This window comes from Pseudoalteromonas ulvae UL12, from assembly GCF_014925405.1.
GTDB lineage: Bacteria > Pseudomonadota > Gammaproteobacteria > Enterobacterales > Alteromonadaceae > Pseudoalteromonas > Pseudoalteromonas ulvae.
The window spans coordinates 62,526-81,868 of sequence record NZ_AQHJ01000024.1 but is presented as its reverse complement, the minus strand read 5'-3'; the positions used below and the strand labels follow the sequence as shown (position 1 = coordinate 81,868).

General features: G+C 43.8%; 11 protein-coding genes. 10 read left to right on the top strand and 1 reads right to left on the bottom strand.

Features of this window, described 5'->3' with window-relative positions; genetic code table 11:
* Nucleotides 1-12: 12 nt before the first annotated feature.
* From PULV_RS07270 to PULV_RS07240, 7 genes are all read left to right on the top strand, one after another.
* Nucleotides 13-2,238 carry a GumC family protein gene (locus PULV_RS07270; RefSeq protein ID WP_193331321.1) on the top strand — a complete coding sequence of 742 codons (2,226 nt, stop codon included), beginning with the start codon at nucleotides 13-15 and terminating at the stop codon, nucleotides 2,236-2,238.
* Complete coding sequence (locus PULV_RS07265; protein ID WP_193331320.1) at nucleotides 2,235-2,966, top strand: tyrosine-protein phosphatase; 732 nt, start codon at nucleotides 2,235-2,237, stop codon at nucleotides 2,964-2,966. Before PULV_RS07270 ends, PULV_RS07265 begins: the two co-directional genes overlap by 4 nt.
* Before the next feature lie 21 nt (nucleotides 2,967-2,987).
* Entirely contained in the window at nucleotides 2,988-3,674 is a 687-nt protein-coding gene (locus PULV_RS07260; RefSeq protein ID WP_193331319.1) for a VpsP family polysaccharide biosynthesis protein, read from the top strand.
* A 63-nt stretch (nucleotides 3,675-3,737) separates the two neighbouring features.
* Nucleotides 3,738-4,751, top strand: coding sequence for a UDP-glucose 4-epimerase GalE (gene galE, locus PULV_RS07255; protein WP_193331318.1), 1,014 nt, complete (start codon nucleotides 3,738-3,740; stop codon nucleotides 4,749-4,751).
* Between the two features lie 130 nt (nucleotides 4,752-4,881).
* Nucleotides 4,882-6,171, top strand: a complete 1,290-nt coding sequence (locus PULV_RS07250) for an NCS2 family permease (protein WP_176365137.1) — start codon at nucleotides 4,882-4,884, stop codon at nucleotides 6,169-6,171.
* 196 nt (nucleotides 6,172-6,367) lie between these two features.
* Nucleotides 6,368-8,344 (top strand): methyl-accepting chemotaxis protein, encoded by a 1,977-nt coding sequence (locus PULV_RS07245; RefSeq protein WP_193331317.1) that lies wholly within the window; start codon nucleotides 6,368-6,370, stop codon nucleotides 8,342-8,344.
* 252 nt (nucleotides 8,345-8,596) lie between these two features.
* Nucleotides 8,597-10,579, top strand: a complete 1,983-nt coding sequence (locus PULV_RS07240) for a methyl-accepting chemotaxis protein (protein ID WP_193331316.1) — start codon at nucleotides 8,597-8,599, stop codon at nucleotides 10,577-10,579.
* 83 nt (nucleotides 10,580-10,662) lie between these two features.
* Here PULV_RS07240 and PULV_RS07235 read toward each other — a convergent pair whose 3' ends face one another.
* On the bottom strand, nucleotides 10,663-12,288 hold the full coding sequence (locus tag PULV_RS07235) for an alpha-glucosidase family protein (RefSeq protein ID WP_193331315.1): 1,626 nt from the start codon (nucleotides 12,286-12,288) through the stop codon (nucleotides 10,663-10,665).
* 720 nt (nucleotides 12,289-13,008) lie between these two features.
* On the opposite strand from PULV_RS07235, the gene PULV_RS07230 reads away from it, so the two are divergent.
* The 3 genes from PULV_RS07230 to PULV_RS07220 all read left to right on the top strand — a co-directional run bounded on the left by PULV_RS07230 (nucleotide 13,009) and on the right by PULV_RS07220 (nucleotide 19,252).
* Entirely contained in the window at nucleotides 13,009-15,792 is a 2,784-nt protein-coding gene (locus PULV_RS07230) for a TonB-dependent receptor (protein WP_193331314.1), read from the top strand.
* Nucleotides 15,793-15,902: 110 nt separating this feature from the next.
* Nucleotides 15,903-17,384: a tryptophan halogenase family protein gene (locus tag PULV_RS07225; RefSeq protein ID WP_086742231.1), complete on the top strand. Its 1,482-nt coding sequence runs from the start codon at nucleotides 15,903-15,905 to the stop codon at nucleotides 17,382-17,384.
* A gap of 11 nt (nucleotides 17,385-17,395) precedes the next feature.
* Entirely contained in the window at nucleotides 17,396-19,252 is a 1,857-nt protein-coding gene (locus PULV_RS07220) for a glycoside hydrolase family 13 protein (RefSeq protein WP_193331313.1), read from the top strand.
* Nucleotides 19,253-19,343 lie beyond the last annotated feature (91 nt).

Here is a 19,343-nt window from a genome sequence, read left to right as displayed (position 1 = left end):
TAAGTGAAACACATGGAACCAGTTACGACAGAACAGCCACAAACCGAAGAAGTGATTGACTTAAGGCAATACTTTAACATTGTTAATAAGTATAAATGGCGTATTTTAGGCTTAGCCCTGTTTGCGGCTATTTTTAGTGCGATTATCGCCTTTAAAATGACCCCAATTTATAGCTCAACAGCCACACTGATTATCGAAGCAGAGCAAGCTAAAGCGGTTAACTTTCAAGAAGTGTATGGCCTCGATTCGAGCCGCCAAGAATACTATTTAACGCAATTTGAAATTTTAAAGTCAAAAAGCATTGCGCAAAAAGTGATTGAGCGCCTTAATTTGGATGAGCACCCAGAGTTTAATAAACCTCCTTCAGGCATGGCAGCATTTAAAGATTCGTTAAAAAGTGCCTTACCATTTTTGCCAAAAAAAGACACGTCAGGTTTGACACCACAAGAGCTGGCAGAGCAAGAAATGCAGCTGCTAGTGAAAGCCTTTACTGAGCAGCTTTCAATTAGCCCTGTGCGCAAAACGCAGCTGGTGAATATTAGCTTTGAGGCCGAAGACCCAAAACTTGCCGCACTAGTTGCCAATACAGTGGGTGAAGTGTACATCGAGCAAAACCTCACCGCTAAAATGGGCATTACCCAAAAAGCGGCGGGTTGGTTGAACGAGCGTTTATCGGGTTTACGTGAGCGCTTAGATATCTCAGAAGCAAAATTACAAGCCTACCGCGAACAAGAAAACCTGATAGATGTGGCAGGTGTTGTGGGCTTAACCACTCAAGAGCTTGAGCAAACATCAGAGCAGCTAGTGAAAACGCGTAATGATAAAAACAAGCTCGAAAGCATTATGCGTGTGATTAACGAATATGGTCGTAACAATTTAGAGCGCTTAGAGACCATTCCTGAAATCACTTCACATAAAGTGATCCAAGACGTGAAAAAAGAAGTGGTTACGTCTGAGCGAAAAGTCTCTGAACTGGCTGAAGTATATGGGCCTAAACACCCAAAAATGATTGCTGCAACCTCAGAGCTGCGCACAGTGAAGGCCAATCTTAGCCAACAAGTCAGAGCCTTGGTCACAGGTATCGAAAAAGAAGTCAAAACGGCGCAAGGTAACGTTGCTGCACTTGAAAAAGAGCTGGTACGTATTCGTACTGAATACCAACGCGTGACCGCCAAAGAAAGCGAATACCGCAAACTTAAGCGTGAAGTCGATACCAATCGTCAAATTTACGATACCTTTTTGTCGCGCTCTAAAGAAACCGAAGTCACCAGCGACTTTAATGCCGCCGTCGCCCGCTTTACTGACCGTGCGTATGCGCCAATTGAGCCAGTTAAGCCGAAAAAAGGCTTGATTGTTGCGTTGGTGTTTATTGCCACTTTAGGTTTAGGGGTTGTTGTTGCGTTTGTGATTGAAGCCCTCAATGATACGGTGAAATCATCGGCGGATATCGAGAATAAACTCGCACAACGTATGCTAGGTTTACTGCCTAAAGTTGAACACAAAAAAGGCACCAATCTTAATATTCATTATTTCTTCGAAAAAGAAGCCCGTCAGTTCTCAGAAGCAGTGCGAACGTTTAGAACCAGCTTAGTGCTAAGCCAAATGGATAAAAACAGTAAAGTTGTTGCGGTTACTTCGTCAGTACCGGGCGAAGGTAAAACCACCACATCTACTAACTTGGCGTTCTCCCTTGGGCAAATGGAAAAAGTGCTATTAATTGATGCGGATATGCGCAAACCGAGCATTTGTAAGCGTTTTGGTATTCCTGCGTATCACCCTGGTTTATCAAACGTGATTGCGGGCACTGAAAAAGTCGAAGACTGTATGTTCACAGATGATCGTTCAGGCCTCACGATTATGCCGTGTGGTCAGTTACCGACTAATCCACTAGAGCTGTTGTCTTCTTCGCGTTTTGAAAAACTGATTGATGCCTTAAAAGGGCGTTTTGACCGAATTATTATCGATACGGCACCGACACAAGCTGTGAGCGATGCGTTAGTGATTTCTCGCCAAGCTGATGCGATGATTTACGTGGTTAAAGCGGACTCAACCCGCATGGGTCTTGTTCAAAATGGCGTTGGTCGTTTGTTGGCGGCGAATGCAAAACTTGCCGGTATTTTACTGAACCAAGTGGATACCAAAAAAGCAGGTAAAAATGGTGCTTATCAAGGTTACTATGATTATTACAGCTATGGCAGTGAGCATGAAACTATGGTCGAGGTCAAAAAATCTGCATGATAGATATTCATTGCCATTTAATTCCTGGCATTGATGATGGCGCAAAAGACATGGCTGATGCCTTGTCTTTACTGCGCATGGCGGCGAATGACGGTACAACACGTATGGTCATTACGCCGCACATTCATTTTGGCCGATTTGAAAACAGTAAAGAGGCGATTTGGACAGAGTTTTTTGCCCTTAAGCATGCTGCATTTGAAGCGGGCATTGATATTGATTTATCGGTGGCTGCTGAAGTGAGAATCGATGCAGACATGTTGCCCCTCATCGAAAAAAAACGCTTACCTTTATTAGGTGAGTTTGAAGGCCAACAGTTTTTATTGTTAGAACTACCTCATAGCCATGTACCAACCGGCTGTGAAAATTTAATTAAATGGCTCCGTAGTCACAACATTACGCCACTCATTGCTCACCCTGAGCGTAATCGCGATATTCAAAAACAACCTCATCGGATTAAAACATTGCAACGACTGGGTTGTTGGTTTCAGTTAACTGGCGCGTCCTTGACGGGGCAGTTTGGTGAGACATGTCAGCAGTTGTCTGAGCAGTTTTTGCGTGATGGCATCATTAACGTGGTGGCATCAGACGGTCATAATTTACATCGTCGTCCGCCTGTGCTTCGCGAAGCGCGAGCTAAAGTCGTCGAATTAATGGGTGAAGAGGTGGCCGAGCAGCTTTTTTACACCAATCCGTATAATATCACCCGCTCAATGTTTATTAATCCTTAACCTAATTTGCTGAGCGCAATAATGAAAAACAAAATAGTGATAGCTTTTTTAATGCTCGCCACCTTATCAACTATGGTGTTTGCCTTTAGTTGGGGCATGGCGAACGTTTGGTATTTTAGCGCCAGCTATGAACTCGATGAGTGGACTAAAAAAGGCTCAATTCAAACTCAAGCTGATTATGAATCGGCGTATGATGCGATTGCCAAAGCGGTGGCGTATGATCCCACTCATCCTCATTATTTGCACATGCAAGGTCGGATTGTTCTGTGGGGCATTAATGATGGTTTTGTTGAGCGCGCTCGCATCGACGAGGTGAAAGCTTTATATTTAGCCTCGACGCAACAGCGGGCAAGCTGGCCGATCCCTTGGATTGATTTAGCGTATTTGAACAATGCCGAGCAGGGCTTAAATCAAGAAACCTGGTCATACATAGACCAAGCGCTGTTAGTTGGCCCTTTTGAGCATGCTGTCACTCAAGGAGTGTTAGAAATAATGCTCACAAACTGGGGGACTATTGAGCCTTCTCGCGCGCCGTTATTTTTTGAACACTTTGCTGTAGCAGCAAAGCAGCCTAAAATTTTAAAAGCGGTGCTAGTTTATGCTGTGGCAGTAGGGCGGAAAAATTTAGTCTGTAGCCAGCTTAAGTTTGATAAAGAATATAAAGCACAAAAAGAATCTTGGCTGTACAAAAAATACTGCCGCGCGTGATAATATCGCGTCAGTTTTTACAAAATAACCAGAATTAACCACGCCAATCATAAGGAGTTTTTTATGGCAATTTTAGTCACTGGCGGTAACGGATATATCGGCAGCCATACTGTGGTTGAGTTATTAAACTTAGGCCACGATGTGGTGGTGTTTGATAACTTATCAAATTCAAATTTAGCGGTGTTAAACCGCATCGAAACTATCACAGGTAAACAGCCTGAGTTTGTAAAAGGAGATATTCGCGATAGCAAAGCCCTTGATGCGGTGTTTGCAGCTCACGATATTTCTGCAGTGATCCATTTTGCAGGCTTAAAAGCAGTGGGTGAATCAGTGGCGTTACCGTTAAGTTATTACGATAACAATGTCTGTGGCAGTTTACGTTTACTCGAAGCGATGAATAAAGCTGGCGTGAAAAAAATTATTTTTAGTTCGTCGGCCACTGTGTATGGCTCCCCTGAGCGTTTACCCATCGATGAGCAATGTGCGCTTCGCACCACCAACCCGTATGGTGCCAACAAACTTCAAATCGAACAAATGCTCGGTGATGTGTGTGTCAGCGATGCCGAGTGGTCTGTGGTGGCGCTACGCTACTTTAACCCTGTAGGGGCGCATAAGTCAGGCTTAATTGGTGAAATGCCAAACGGTATTCCTAATAACTTATTGCCTTATGTGACGCAAACCGCACTGGGAATTCGTGACACACTGTCGGTGTTTGGTGGCGATTACGATACCCACGATGGCACTGGCGTTCGTGATTACATTCACGTGGTGGATTTAGCGCTCGGTCATATTCGTGCGCTTCACTTATTGGATTCGCAAACGGGCTTTGAGCCTATAAACTTAGGCACAGGTATTGGTTATTCAGTATTAGATATCGTTAACTCGTTTGAATCGGTTAATAACATTAAAGTGCCGTATGTGATTTCAGAGCGCCGCCCTGGTGATATTGCAACTTGCTACGCTGATCCGCAAAAAGCCAAAACTTTGCTGAAATGGCAAGCAGAGCAAACCTTAGATGACATGATGCGTGATGCATGGCATTGGCAAAGTAATAATCCCAAGGGTTATGATGCTTAAGCTGTACTGATTTCCAGTCATTTATAAAAAGCCTCAGGATTGAGGCTTTTTTGTGGCCGTGTGTTATTGCTGAGCGGGTGCTTACCTTGTAGTATCTTTTGCCAATTACCCCTTCGAAAAATAAATTATGTTGCTTGAAAAATTGTTTAAAATCCGTGAACTCGGCTCGAATGTGCGCACTGAAGTCATTGCTGGGATCACTACATTTGTCACTATGGTGTACATCGTATTTGTAAACCCTGCGATGCTCGCAGAGGCGGGTATCGATCAAGGGGCTGCGTTTGCGGCGACGTGTATTGCTGCGGCAATAGGCTGTTTTATTATGGGATTTTGGGCTAATTATCCATTGGCGCTGGCACCGGGAATGGGGCTTAATGCATTTTTTACCTATGGTGTCGTGCTTGGTATGGGACACACTTGGCAAGCAGCCTTGGCAGCGGTGTTTTTTTCGGGCTGTTTATTTTTATTACTGAGTTTATTTAAAGTCAGAGAGTGGATCATTAATGCCATTCCCAATGTACTAAAACTGGCGATCGCGACGGGAATTGGCGCATTTTTAGCACTGATTGCACTTAAAAATGCCGGTATTATCGTCGCAAGTCCTGCTACTTTAGTGCAGCTTGGGGATATTACACAAGCTGGGCCATTACTCGCCATTGTGAGCTTTTTCTTTATTGCTGCGTTGTTGTACCGCGACATCAAAAGTGGTGTGTTACTGAGTATTTTACTCGTCACTGCTATTGCGCTTGGGCTCGGGCTAGTTCAATACAATGGTTTAGTGGATACACCGCCATCATTAGCGCCAACATTCATGCAACTCGATTTTGCCGCTGCATTAGAGCTTTCGATGCTCAGTGTTATTTTTGCTTTTTTGTTTGTCGATTTATTTGATACATCTGGCACTTTAGTTGCGGTGTCTCAAAAAGCGGGGATCAGTGATCACAATGGCCACATTCCACGCTTAGGCCGAGCGCTGAGTGCCGATAGCACCGCCACCATTGCGGGCGCCACCCTTGGCACATCCACAACGACCTCGTACATTGAGTCGGTGGCAGGGGTCTCTGTAGGAGGCAGAACGGGCTTAACTGCGGTTGTAGTCGGATGTTGTTTTTTAATGATGTTATTTTTTGCCCCTTTAGCTGCGATGGTGCCGCCTTATGCGACAGCTGGCGCTATTTTGTATGTCGCGGTACTCATGTTGCAAAACCTCAAGCTTATCGATTGGGATGATATGACCGAAGCCGTGCCAGTTTGCACTGTGTTATTAATGACCCCGCTGACATTTTCAATTGCTCATGGAATTTCCCTTGGGTTTATCGCGTACACAGCGGTTAAATTGTTATGCGGTAAACGTCACGACATTAGTATGAGTGTTTGGATTTTAACTAGTCTATTTATACTAAAATTTGCACTTTTATAATCTAAAAGTATAAGGTTGTATTTTATTGGATACAACCTTAGTACCATTTCTATTGTGCAACAGTCACTTATCAAAAAGGCTGTTAATACACATTTTTCTCATTTACAAATCTACACAATTGCTCGTTTTTTAGGCTTTTAATTGTCGTCGGAACCCTGTAGTTTCGCGCAAAATTTGCACTGGGTAGGACTTGTTAATGCGGTTAAAGAAAAAATTATTGTTATCATTTTTGTTGTTGGGAATGATACCGGCAGCGATTATTGCTGTGGTGTCATTGGTAATGGCGAGCAATGCGCTAGAGCAGCAAGCATATAACAAGCTGACATCCATCAAACATATTAAAAAGGCACAAATCGAACAATATTTTGTCCAAGCTGAGGCCGATCTTAATATTGTCAAAAACACTTGGCTCGCAATTGATAACGGACGCTCCTCTTTAAGCGAGCAGGCTCACAATCATCACGCCTTTTATCAACACTTTATTGAGCAGCAAGGTTATTATGATTTATTTGTCATTAACCCTGCCGGTGACATAGTGTACACCGTCGCTAAAGAAAGTGATTATCGAACTAATTTAATCAATGGGTTGTACAGACAATCCGGTTTAGCTGACTTGTTTTTACAGGTGAAGTCTCGTGGTCAATTTTCAATTGAAGACTTTGCTCGTTATGCACCAAGTAATGATGAGCCAGCAGCATTTATTGGTTTGCCTGTTTATAAACAGGGTCAATTACAGATGGTATTAGCGCTGCAATTATCGATTGATAAGATTAATGCTGTGATGCAGCAGCGCGAAGGCATGGGAGAAACAGGTGAAACTTACTTAGTGGGTGATGATTTGCTGATGCGTTCTGATTCATTCCTTGATCCTATCGGCCATTCAGTGAAGGCCAGTTTTGCAGGTAATGTAGCTAATAACGGTGTTGATACCCAAGCGGTACGAAAAGGTTTATTGGGAATATCAAATACTCAGATTGTGATAGATTACAATGGCAACCCGGTTCTCTCTGCTTATGCTCCTATTGAGTTTGATCGTTTTAAATGGGTACTCTTAGCTGAAATTGACGAAGCAGAAGCATTTGCACCAGTTAAAACCTTACGTTGGATTATTAAATTTGTGGTGTTGATTGCGATTGTGGCGATTTTGATTGTTACTTATTTTGTTTCACGCTCGATCTTAACGCCTCTGGGTGGAGAGCCCAAAGAGATGCAGGCGCTCAGTGAACGCATAGCTGATGGTGATTTATCCCTTTGTTTTTCCGATCACGCAGCATCGGGTGTAATGGCTGCAATGAAAAAGATGACCGCGCACTTACATAGTGTGATGGGATCCGTGATTGATTCAACGGGGCAGTTATCGGCAACCGCAGAGCAAACAAAAACGGTTAGCTTACAGGCGAACCACAGCTTACAAGAACAAAACCTTAATATTGAAAATGTCAGTACTGCGATGCATGAAATGACGATGTCGATTGAAGATGTGGCACAAAGTGCACGTAATGTCGCTGACTTAACCACAACTGCATTAACAACTACACAAAATGCAGATACGAGTTTAAGCAAAAGCCAACAGATCATGACAAAACTGAGCCAAGAAGTTGGTAGCACTGAGCAGCTAATCACCGAAGTTGATGGCTATTCGCGAGAGATCAGCAGCGTACTCGAAGTGATTAATACCATTGCAGAACAAACGAATTTATTAGCGCTGAATGCGGCCATAGAAGCAGCCAGAGCTGGCGAGCATGGTCGGGGCTTTGCGGTTGTTGCCGACGAGGTACGCCAACTTGCCCATCAAACGCAGCAGTCAATTGGTAAAACAGAACACATGATTGCTCGGCTACAAACTGGCACAGCAAACGCTGTCAACGCCATGGACGGGATGAAAGAGTTCACTCGCTCATCAGCTGCGGTCATTAATGACAGCGCTATCTCTATTAATCACACGTTACAAGAAGTGACAGAAATCAGTGCGCAAGCTGAGCAAATTGCAGCAGCAGTCCATCAGCAAACAGCAACGTCGGAAGAGATTAATCAGAGTATGGTGTCAATTCATCAAGTAGCGATTGAAAATGCCGCGGGTGCCGAGCAAGTGTCCAGTGCCAGTAATGAGCTTAATCAATTGGCTGCGACACTTAAGCAGTTGACTGCGACTTTTAAACTGAACGCTCAGTGAAAAGTTTTGCAGTTTAAATAAGCAGTTTTTATATTGTAAATGTATTATCTAGTTCATTTTTGCATAAGGCTATGTGTTAACACTTAGCCTTATTGTTCTGTTTTTACTAATAATCAGTATGTTACAATATCACTATTATTAGGCTGTTGTTTATTTGTTCATTTTTAGAAACATTAACAAGATTAATTCCTATTTAACTGCGGGGGAATTTCGGGTACTTTAGCGCATCTTTGGGGATTTGAGTAAATATGGATGCGTTTAAAAAATAAACTATTGATTTCTTTCCTTTCTTTGGGGGTTCTCCCCGCCGCGTTGATTGCTATTGTTTCGTTGTTCATTGCCAGTGAGTCACTTGAAACACAAGCCTATAATCAGCTGACATCAGTCAAAGCAATAAAAAAACAGCAAGTCGAAAATTATTTCGCTAAAAGCAAGGCTGATATGGTTACTATGAGTCAAACTTGGCAAAACTTGGTTAAATACAACTCTGATTTGTCGGCTTTTTCACTTGGCGAACGCTACGATGCATTTTTTAACCGTTTTATTGATGAACATGGTTATTACGATTTTTTTATCATTTCGCCTGAAGGGGATGTCAGTTATACCGTCACTAAAGAAGCGGATTTTAATACCAATTTGATCACTGGGCCATACAAGCGCTCAGGTTTGGCGTCGTTGTTTAATAAAGTGGTACAAACGCGGCAATATGTGATTGAAGATTTCAGTCCTTATGCACCGAGTAATAACGAACCGGCTGCGTTTATTGGTATGCCAGTGTTACAGCAAGGGCGATTGATTGCTGTTGTGGCGCTGCAGTTGTCGATTGAGCGGATCAACTTGTTAATGCAACAACGAGATGGCATGGGGCAAACAGGCGAAACGTATCTGGTGGGTGAAGATTTACGCATGCGCTCGGATTCTTACTTAGATCCCATCGGCCACTCTGTTGTTGCCAGTTTCGCCGGTGATATTAAAAATAATGGCGTGGAGACTCAAGCGGTCAAGCTTGCGCTGACGGGTATCTCAGCCACCGAGATTATTATCGATTATAACGGTAATCCAGTTTTATCGGCTTTTACTCCCATTGACGTCAAGGGGTTACGCTGGGTATTACTCGCTGAAATTGATGAAGCTGAAGCATTTGCGCCTGTAAACCGATTAGCGTGGATTATCAAACTCATTGTTGTGATCACTATTACAGGTGTTTTTGTGGTAACAGTGTTGATGGCCAAGTCGATTTTACGTCCACTGGGTGGCGAGCCGCAATTTATGCAAACAATCAGTGAACGTATTGCATCGGGTGATTTATCGAGCCAGTTTGAACAAGAGGAACCCGTGACCGGCGTATATCAGGCCATGATCCAAATGAATCGACATCTACAACAAGTGCTGACAACCATCGTCGATTCTACTGGCCAACTTTCATCAACTGCGGCGCAAACCAGTGCCGCGAGCGCGCAAGCTAATTCAAGCTTGCAAGAACAGCATGCCAATATCGCGAGCGTATCGTCCGCCATGCATGAGATGGCGATGACCATTGAAGCGGTGGCTGTTAATGCCCGTAATGTGGCGGAATTGACCCAAAGCGCGCAATATACTTCAGAAGATGCAAATAGTGCTTTAATAGCAACCATTACCGATATTGAACGCCTATGCAACGGTGTTTCAAACGCCACTGATGTTATTAAGGAAGTGGCTAGCCATTCACAACAAATAGGCGGAGTGCTTGAAGTCATACAGAGCATTGCTGAACAAACTAACTTACTTGCGCTTAATGCAGCGATTGAAGCGGCGCGTGCAGGTGAGCAAGGGCGTGGTTTTGCGGTGGTGGCTGATGAAGTACGACAATTGGCACAAAAAACCCAGCAATCGACCCGTGATATTGAAGTGATGATTGCGCAACTGCAACAAGGCACAGAAGAAGCGGTGAAGGTGATGAGTCAGTCAACAAATATCGCGCACACTACCATAGATTCAGCCCGTACGACCGGCAAAGCGATTGAACGCAGTTTAAATGAAATTCAAGATATCGCCCAAAACGCCCAACAGATTGCATCTGCAGCTGAGCAGCAATCAGTCACAGCTGAAGAAGTGAATCAAAGCATGGTGTCTATTAATCAAGCGGCTGTTGATAATGCTGCGGGTGCCGATCAGGTTTCGGCGGCTAGCTTGGAATTGAACAACTTAGCAGGGGATTTAAAACAAGTGACACGGCAATTTAAACTCACCGCCTAGTGATCACCCAACACTCAGGTTAGTAACGAAAAAAACGCGCTAAATAGCGCGTTTTGTTCAAGGGAAATCACCAGCAATAAAAATCAGCTGTGTTTTTTTGCAAAAAAGCAACCAAACGCGGGCAGGTTCAGCTGCTGATCAACAACTTGGCCACTGTGATGGCTTATTTGCGCCAGCTCAGTCAAATGTGTGTCATCAAGGGGCATTGAGGCGCTGTGGTTGCCTAAGTTAAAGCAGCACAGCACGGTTTCCTCTTGATAGCTTCGCCAAAAAGCCAGTACTGGCTCGGCAGTTTCTATAAAGGTAATATCACCCACTTGCAAAGCAGGGGAATGTTTACGCCAGTTTAAAAATTCTCTGTATGCATTGAGGCAAGATGTCTGATCGGCTTCTTGTTGACTGACCGCCTGTTTTTGATGCGCGTCAGCAATAGGGAGCCAAGGTTTATTAGTGGAAAAACCTGCATGCTCCAATGATTCATCCCATGGATGAGGCGTACGGCAACCATCGCGGCCCTTGAAATTAGGCCAAAAAGTAATACCGTACGGATCTTGGAGATCTTCAAAAGCGACGTCGGCTTCTGTTAAGCCAAGCTCTTCGCCTTGATACATGCAGACGCTGCCACGCAATGAGGCCAGTAATGCCGTGAGCATTTTCACTTGTTGGTTGCTTTGGCCTGACGCTTGCGCCCAACGACTAGCTACACGTGTGACATCGTGGTTGCTAAAGGCCCAACATGGCCAGCCTTCGGTCATTTGAGATTCGAGCCCTTGGACTGTTTCTCGAATATAACGCGCACTGTAATCGCTAGTGAGTAATTCAAAGCTGTAACCCATATGCAGTTTATCGCCACCTTGGGTGTATTCGGCCATAGTCGCTAAAGAATCTTCAGATGAAATTTCACCGAGTGACACTGTGCCTGGGTATTGGTCGAGCAAGGCTCTGATCGCTTTCATAAATACCAGATTTTCGGGCTGCGTATTGTTGTAATAATGGTACTGAAATGCGTAAGGGTTATCTTCGCTAAAGCCACGGCCTTGGCGTTTATCAACTGGTTTTGCTGGATTATCTCGCAACTCGGCATCGTGATAACAAAAATTAATTGCATCCAGTCTAAATCCATCTACGCCGCGTTTGAGCCAAAACTCAACATTGTCGAGGACAGCTTGGCGCACCTCTGGATTATGGAAATTCAGATCCGGTTGTTCGGTTAAAAAGTTATGCAAGTAATATTGCTTGCGACGTGGTTCCCACTGCCAAGCTGGCCCACCAAAAATAGATAACCAATTATTAGGTGCTGTGCCATCGTCTTTTGCATCGGCCCAGACATACCAGTCTGCTTTATCATTAGAAGTGTTTTCGCGGCTTTCGCTAAACCAAGCATGTTGATCAGAGGTGTGGCTCAGCACTTGGTCGATAATAATCTTGATGTCGCGCTTATGGGCTTGTGCAATCAACTCATCAAAGTCTGCTAATGTGCCAAACAGTGGGTCAATATCACGATAGTCACTGATGTCATACCCAAAGTCTTTCATTGGAGATTTGAAAAAAGGCGAAATCCAAATTGCATCGACCGCCAAGCTTTTGATGTAATCAAGGCGAGCAATGATCCCAGGGATATCGCCAATTCCATCTTGATTTGAATCTTGAAAGCTACGTGGGTAGATTTGATAAATAACGGCACCTTGCCACCATTCGAGCTTGGCCATGGACTCTCCAAAACCTAATAGGTCTACTTGTTGTTTTTAGTAAACGAGCGCACTGACTCGCATTTGATGGCAAAAGCATACGTTATCCACTTTTTTCTGTAAAAGGCATGCATACGTATGCATGATAATCGGTTTGTTTTAAGGCACTTAAGTGACTTTAAAACGAAAGATGACAGACGTGAAACGACGAGGCATGGACTCTTGTTTACCAATAATGTGAATTTTTAACTTTATCTGGTAATTGATGACGTTTTTATTACAAAAATAACGCTGCACCAATCTGTTTTGCTTGGTTGCACAAAGTTGGTGCGCGCTCTCATGCTTTGGTCTTACCAATTTACATTGCAAGAGTATTCGTTTCTGTTTTCGATTTTTTAACAATAAAAAGCACAGTGGATTAAAGGGCGAACGCACTAACGACTAGTCAAAAAAATAAATATTGGCTGGAAAGCCTTTCAAAATAGCCCATTATGTGAATTTTCCCCCTTGTCGGATAACTTCTTTTAAATATCGGGGACTTAGGACTACACTTGTAAAATTATTGTTAAATTTTGGTGGGGTATTTTTGTTGAATACGTATGCAGTCGGTTGTATCAGAATTGTTGCAAGCGTTACTATTTTTATCGACAACAAAGGCGACCCATTTTGGTGCACTCGCTACGCTTTAAACCAGCACTAATTTGGGGCTATTTACAAAATAGTCAATCGGGATAAAACACTATGTCTATATTTAAGCCAAGTATGCTAACTCTGGCACTTGTTTCAGCTGGGATCGGTTCTTTCTCAGCGTATGCAGCAGAAGAAGAAAAAAATAAAGAAGCGGTAGCTGAAGAAGTCGAAGTTATTGAAGTACGTGGTATGCGTCGCAGTATCGTTGAATCAATTAATGTAAAACGCTTTGCATCAAATGTGGTTGAGTCTATCTCTGCAGAAGATATCGGTAAATTACCTGATTCTTCTATTGCTGAATCAATTGCACGTTTACCTGGCTTAGCCGCGCAGCGCCTTGATGGCCGTGCGAGCCGAGTGTCTATCCGTGGTTTTGGCGAAAACGAAAGTGGCACGACCTTCAATGGCCGTGAACAAGTATCAATCAGTGACAACCGTGGCGTTGAGTTTGACTTGTATCCATCAGAAATCATGAGCGGCGTCACTGTCTATAAAACCCCTAATGCGACCCTAGAAGGTGAAGGTATTGCGGGTGTGATTGATATGCAAACAATCAAGCCGTTATCGATTGATGAGCGTGTTGTACAAATTAATACTCAATTTGAACAAACCAGTTTTGATAAACTGAATCCTGACGGTGCTGACACAGGTTTTCGTGGCACATTCTCTTATGTAGACAAATTTGCAGATGACACCGTCGGTGTGGCATTTGCGTACTCAAGCATGAGCTCTCCTAACCAAGAAAAACGTTGGAACTCGTGGGGTTACCCTGAATTTACTGCTGCTGACGGTAATCAGTATTCGATTTTAGGTGGTGCTAAGCCGTTTGTTCGTTCTTCTGAACTTGAACGTGATTCAATGATGTTAGTCGTGGAAGCTGCACCTTCTGATGATCTTAAGCTTACTTTTGACGCGCTTTATGTCGATTTCCTTGATACCAAAATTCTTCGTGGTATTGAAGTCCCGTTTGCTTGGGGACAAGGCAGCGTATCGGCCCTTGAAATTGATGACGCGACAGGCTTTATCACCAAAGGGATGACTGAAGGTCAGCGTGTTGTGGTTCGTAACGACCATGAAGAGCGTGATGCTGAGTTATCATCATTTGGTTTCAATGCTGATTATCAATTAAATGATAACTGGTCGATGGAATTTGACGTTAGCTACTCAAAAGTTGAACGTAAAATCTGGAGTATGGAAAGCTATGCAGGGACAGGTCGTGGTGATTCTGCTGGTGTGGCTGATAACTTAGGTTATGAATTCAACGCAGGTAATACTGGTGCTATGTTTAGCCATGAATTGGATTACAGCGATTACAGCTTAATTCAATTAGGCGGTCCTTTAACGTGGGGCTGGAGCTCGGCGCTGAACGACAGTTTAGCCATTACCGGCACGCCACTTGAAAATACTGGTCAAGATGGCTTTATTAACACTCCAACTATCGACGATGAATTAAAAGCAATTAAACTTGCAGCGACGCAAATCATCGATACTGAAGTCGTCTCTGCGATTACTTATGGTGTGTCACAACGAGATCGCGAAAAGCAAAAAGTATCAGAAGGTTACTTCATGACACTGAATGCTTTCCCTGGCATGTTAGAAGTGCCACAAGAATACCGTTTAGGCACAGCATCATTAGACTTTATCGGCATGGGCAACATGATTGCGTATGACTCAAAAGGCTTAATCGACGACGGTTACTACACGCTTTTAGCGGAAAGCTTAACGAACTCTAAACACGCAACAAAATCGTGGACAGTAAAAGAAACCATTACTTCTGCGTTTGTACAAGCGGATATTAACACTGAAGTTGCTGGAATGGCCCTAACAGGTGGCGCAGGCCTACGTTATGTTCATACTGAGCAATCGTCACAAGGTTCAGCATTTACTACTAACAGTGCGGGTCTAGTGGTGGCTTCACCAACAGATATTGAGCACAGTTATTCACACTTACTGCCAAGCTTAAACTTAGTGCTGAAGTTAGATGATGATCAATCGCTGCGTTTTGGTGTGGCGAAGACCATTTCTCGTGCTCGCATGGATGACATGAATGCGTCGATTGATGCAAACTACAGTCAAAATCAACCAGACGATAATGGCAACTACTGGTCAGTAAGTGGTGGTAATCCTTCACTAGAGCCAAAAGAAGCGACAGGCATTGATTTATCATATGAAAACTACTTCTCAGATGAAGGTTATTTTTCTGCAGCCTTGTTCCACAAAGATTTAAATCAATGGATCTTTGATGGTACCTATGAAGTTGATATGACAGGTGTCGCTGATCCGGCAACTGGCGAGATCCCACCTAATTCGACGGGCACAGGCTCTGGTAAAGTCAATGGCGGTGGCGGTACTTTATGGGGTTATGAGCTTGCGGTTACTTTCCCATTCAAATTGATTGATGAGTCACTCGAAGGGTTTGGTATTCAAGCCAGCCATACGGGTATCGATTCTGATATGGAAGACCAAAATGGTAATGAGTTTGAGTTACCGGGTTTATCTGACAAAATTCAGACTTTCACATTCTATTATGAGAATTATGGCTTCCAAGCGCGTGCATCAATGCGTAAGCGTAGCGATTTTAAAGGCGATGTTTATGGCATCGGTTTTGACTCGCAACAAGTTGACATTTTAGGTGAAACAATTTGGGATGCGCAGCTAGGTTATAGCTTTGAAGAGTCAAGCGTTGAATCGCTACAAGGTTTAACTGTGTCATTCCAGATACAGAACTTAACAGAAGAGCCGTTCACGGCACTCAGTGGCGACAACAAATTGCAAGTACGTGATTATCAAGATTACGGTCGTACCTACTTGCTTGGCTTAAGCTATAAGTTTTAACGGCTAGCCAACTGTTCACTATCCAATGAAAAAGCCCTTGCTAACTTGTGTTGCAAGGGCTTTTTATCTAATAAATCAGAGATTAAGTTAGGTCATGAATTAGGTGAGTTATGAATAAGAACATTCAAAATGTGGTGATTGTCGGAGGAGGCACCAGTGGCTGGATCACGGCTGCACTGCTTGGCAAAATTCTCGGTCCGTCATTAAACCTCACCCTGATTGAATCGGATAAAATCGGCATTATTGGTGTTGGTGAAGCAACCATTCCACCGATTATCCATTTAAATAATGCCCTTGGGATCAGTGAAAAAACATTCTTAAAAGAGACCAAAGGTACCATTAAGCTTGGTATTGAATTTGATAACTGGGGCCAACAAGGTGACAGTTACATGCATGCATTTGGTGGCATCGGAAAAAACCTGCCATTTTGCGACTTTCATCACACTTGGTTACGATCGCAACAGCTGGGTGACAGCGAAGATTTTTGGCGTTACTCGCTCAATTATCAGGCTGCTAAACATAATAAATTTGCTAAAACACCAGCTGGTCAGGGCGGATTGGAATACGCCTATCATTTTGATGCGGGCTTGTACGCAAAGCTTTTAAGCAAGTTAAGCCAACAGCAAGGCGTAAAACGCATCGAAGGGGTGGTCGAAAATGTACTGGTTGATGGCAACAGTGGTCATGTTACCTCAGTGCAATTGGATTCTGGTGAGCAGATCAGCGGTGATTTATTTATTGATTGCACTGGTTTAAAAGCTCTATTGATTGAACAAACACTTAATACTGGCTTTATTGATTACTCCCATTGGCTGCCGTGCGATCGCGCTGTGGCTGTTCCATGTGAAAGTGTCTCGCCCATTATTCCTTACACACGCTCTACTGCGCACCCAGCCGGTTGGCAGTGGCGTATTCCATTGCAGCATCGCACAGGTAATGGCTTAGTGTATTGCAGCCAGTATATGACAGATGAGCAAGCGATAGAGACGCTCCTTAACAATCTTGATGGCCCAGCACTGGGTGAACCCAAAGTGATCCATTTTAAAACCGGTGTACGGCGTAAACAATGGCATAAGAATGTGGTGGCGATTGGCTTATCGAGTGGCTTTTTTGAGCCGTTGGAATCAACCAATATTCATTTAATTCAAACCGCCGCGATCAGATTGATTAAGTTGTTTCCACATCAAGGAATTGATCAGTCGACGGTTGATGAATTTAATCGCCAATCACGCATTGAATCAGATCGAATGCGCGATTTTATTATTCTGCATTACAAACTCAATCAAAAAGTAGACAGTCCATTTTGGCAACGTTGCCAAAACATGGATGTTCCCGACACGTTACACGCCAAAATGGCGCTTTTTGCTGACAGTGGACGGGTGTTTCGTGAGCAAGATGAGTTGTTCACTGAAATTGCCTGGCAACAGGTGATGATAGGGCAAAATTTGCGCCCTAAAGATTACCACCCTGTGGCAGGGAGTTTATCGGCAGAGCAAGTGCTGGAATTGATGAAAAACCTGCAAACAATTACCGATAAACAAGTGTCGCAGTGGCCGACTCATGATGAATTTTTAGCCTCTTTATATTTATAAGCGTGCCTGTTATGAAATATTTTATATTGTTTTGTCTGTGCGCCTTGGGGGCGCCTGTTTATTCTGCGCCTGTGGCATCTGAACTTGTGGTTGAGCCGCCTTCTTGGTGGGTGGGCATGAAGTCCTCACAACTACAATTATTGCTGCGCGGGGCTGATTTTGAAGGCGCTAAGGTGAGTGTGTCTGCGTATCTGGGAGTGACGCTTGATAAGTTTACTGTGCTTGAAAATAGCCGTTATGCCGCGATTGATTTGCAAATTGAACCTTTGGCACAAGCTGGCACACTGAATTTGATGGTGCATTTTGCCAATGGCGAGCGTCAATCTATAGCGTATTCATTGGCCGCTCGTACCAAGGACAGTGCATCACGCCGTGGGTTTTCTGCGCGCGACGTGGTGTATTTGATTAATCCTGATCGTTTTGCCAATGGCGATGCAAGCAACGACTCAGTGGTGAGCTTGTCTGAGCGGGCCAACCCAACCAATCCTGATGGTCGTCACGGGGGGGATCTGCAAGGCATTATTGACCAGCTCGATTATTTAGCTGACTTGGGCGTTACGCAGCTTTGGCTTACTCCTGCGCTTGAAAATAATCAGCCTAATTACTCCTACCATGGTTATGCCATTACGGATTTTTACCAGATTGATGCGCGGATGGGCGATAATCAGTTGTATCGGCAATTATCGCAACAGGCCAAACAAAAGGGCGTGGGGTTGATAATGGACATGGTGCTTAATCACAGCGGATCTGAGCATTGGTGGTTAAAAAATTCACCGACCAAAGATTGGATTAATTTTGGCGGCACATTCAGCGGCACCAGCCATGCCCGTCAGACTATCCAAGATCCCTATGCCAGCAAGGCGGATAAAAAGCAATTTAGCGATGGTTGGTTTGTGCCGACCATGCCAGATTTAAATCAGCGTCAGCCTATTTTAGCCACTTACTTGATACAAAATGCCCTTTGGTGGATTGAATTTGCTGATTTATCGGGCATTCGTGTCGATACCTATTCGTACTCAGACAAACAGTTTTTAGCCAAATGGACTGAGCGCATTATGGACGAGTACCCAGCGTTTAATATTGTCGGTGAAGAATGGACAACCAACACCGCAACGGCAGCTTATTGGCAAGCCGGAAAAATCAATCATGATGGCTATGTCTCTGGATTACCCAGCGTGATGGATTTTTCGTTGCAACAAGCGGTTGTTTCAGGCTTAAACGAATCAGAAAGCTGGAACACGGGGCTGATAAAAATCTATCAATCGCTCGCCAACGACTTTTTATACGCTGATCCGAACAAGGTTTTGGTGTTTGCAGACAACCATGATATGAGCCGTGTATTGACTGAATTGGGCAATGATATTGCCAAAACCAAAATGGCGTTAGGATTGCTTTTGACCACTCGTGGGATCCCGCAACTGTATTACGCCACAGAAGTGCTCGCGCATAATAACGGCTCGGATGCGCATGGGGTGATCCGTGTCGATTTTCCGGGCGGTTTTGATTATCAATTAGCAAATGGCTTTACAGGTCAAGGATTACAGCCAGATCAACAAGCCATGCAAGATTGGTTAAAAAAATTGCTTAATTATCGCAAGCAACAACCTTTATTTGCCACAGGGCAATTAATGCATTTTAGCCCCGAGCAAGGGGTGTATGTGTATTTTAGGTACTCTGAATCAGATGCGGTAATGGTGGTATTAAATAAAAACAGTGAAGACAGAGCAGTGTCACTTGAGCGTTTTTCAGAGCGTTTAAAAGGCTTTAATGGGTATAACATGCCGCTAAAATCGAGCAGTAAGCAGCGATTGGGCGATAAGCTTCAAGTCCCAGCGCAAAGCTTAACCTTGTATGAACTGAGTCAATGAATAGGGTGAATACGTATGCAAATGGTATCTCTTTGCGGGCGTACGCTTTAGTATTTTTTTCATGTGTAAGCGAAGAATAAAAAATATGATC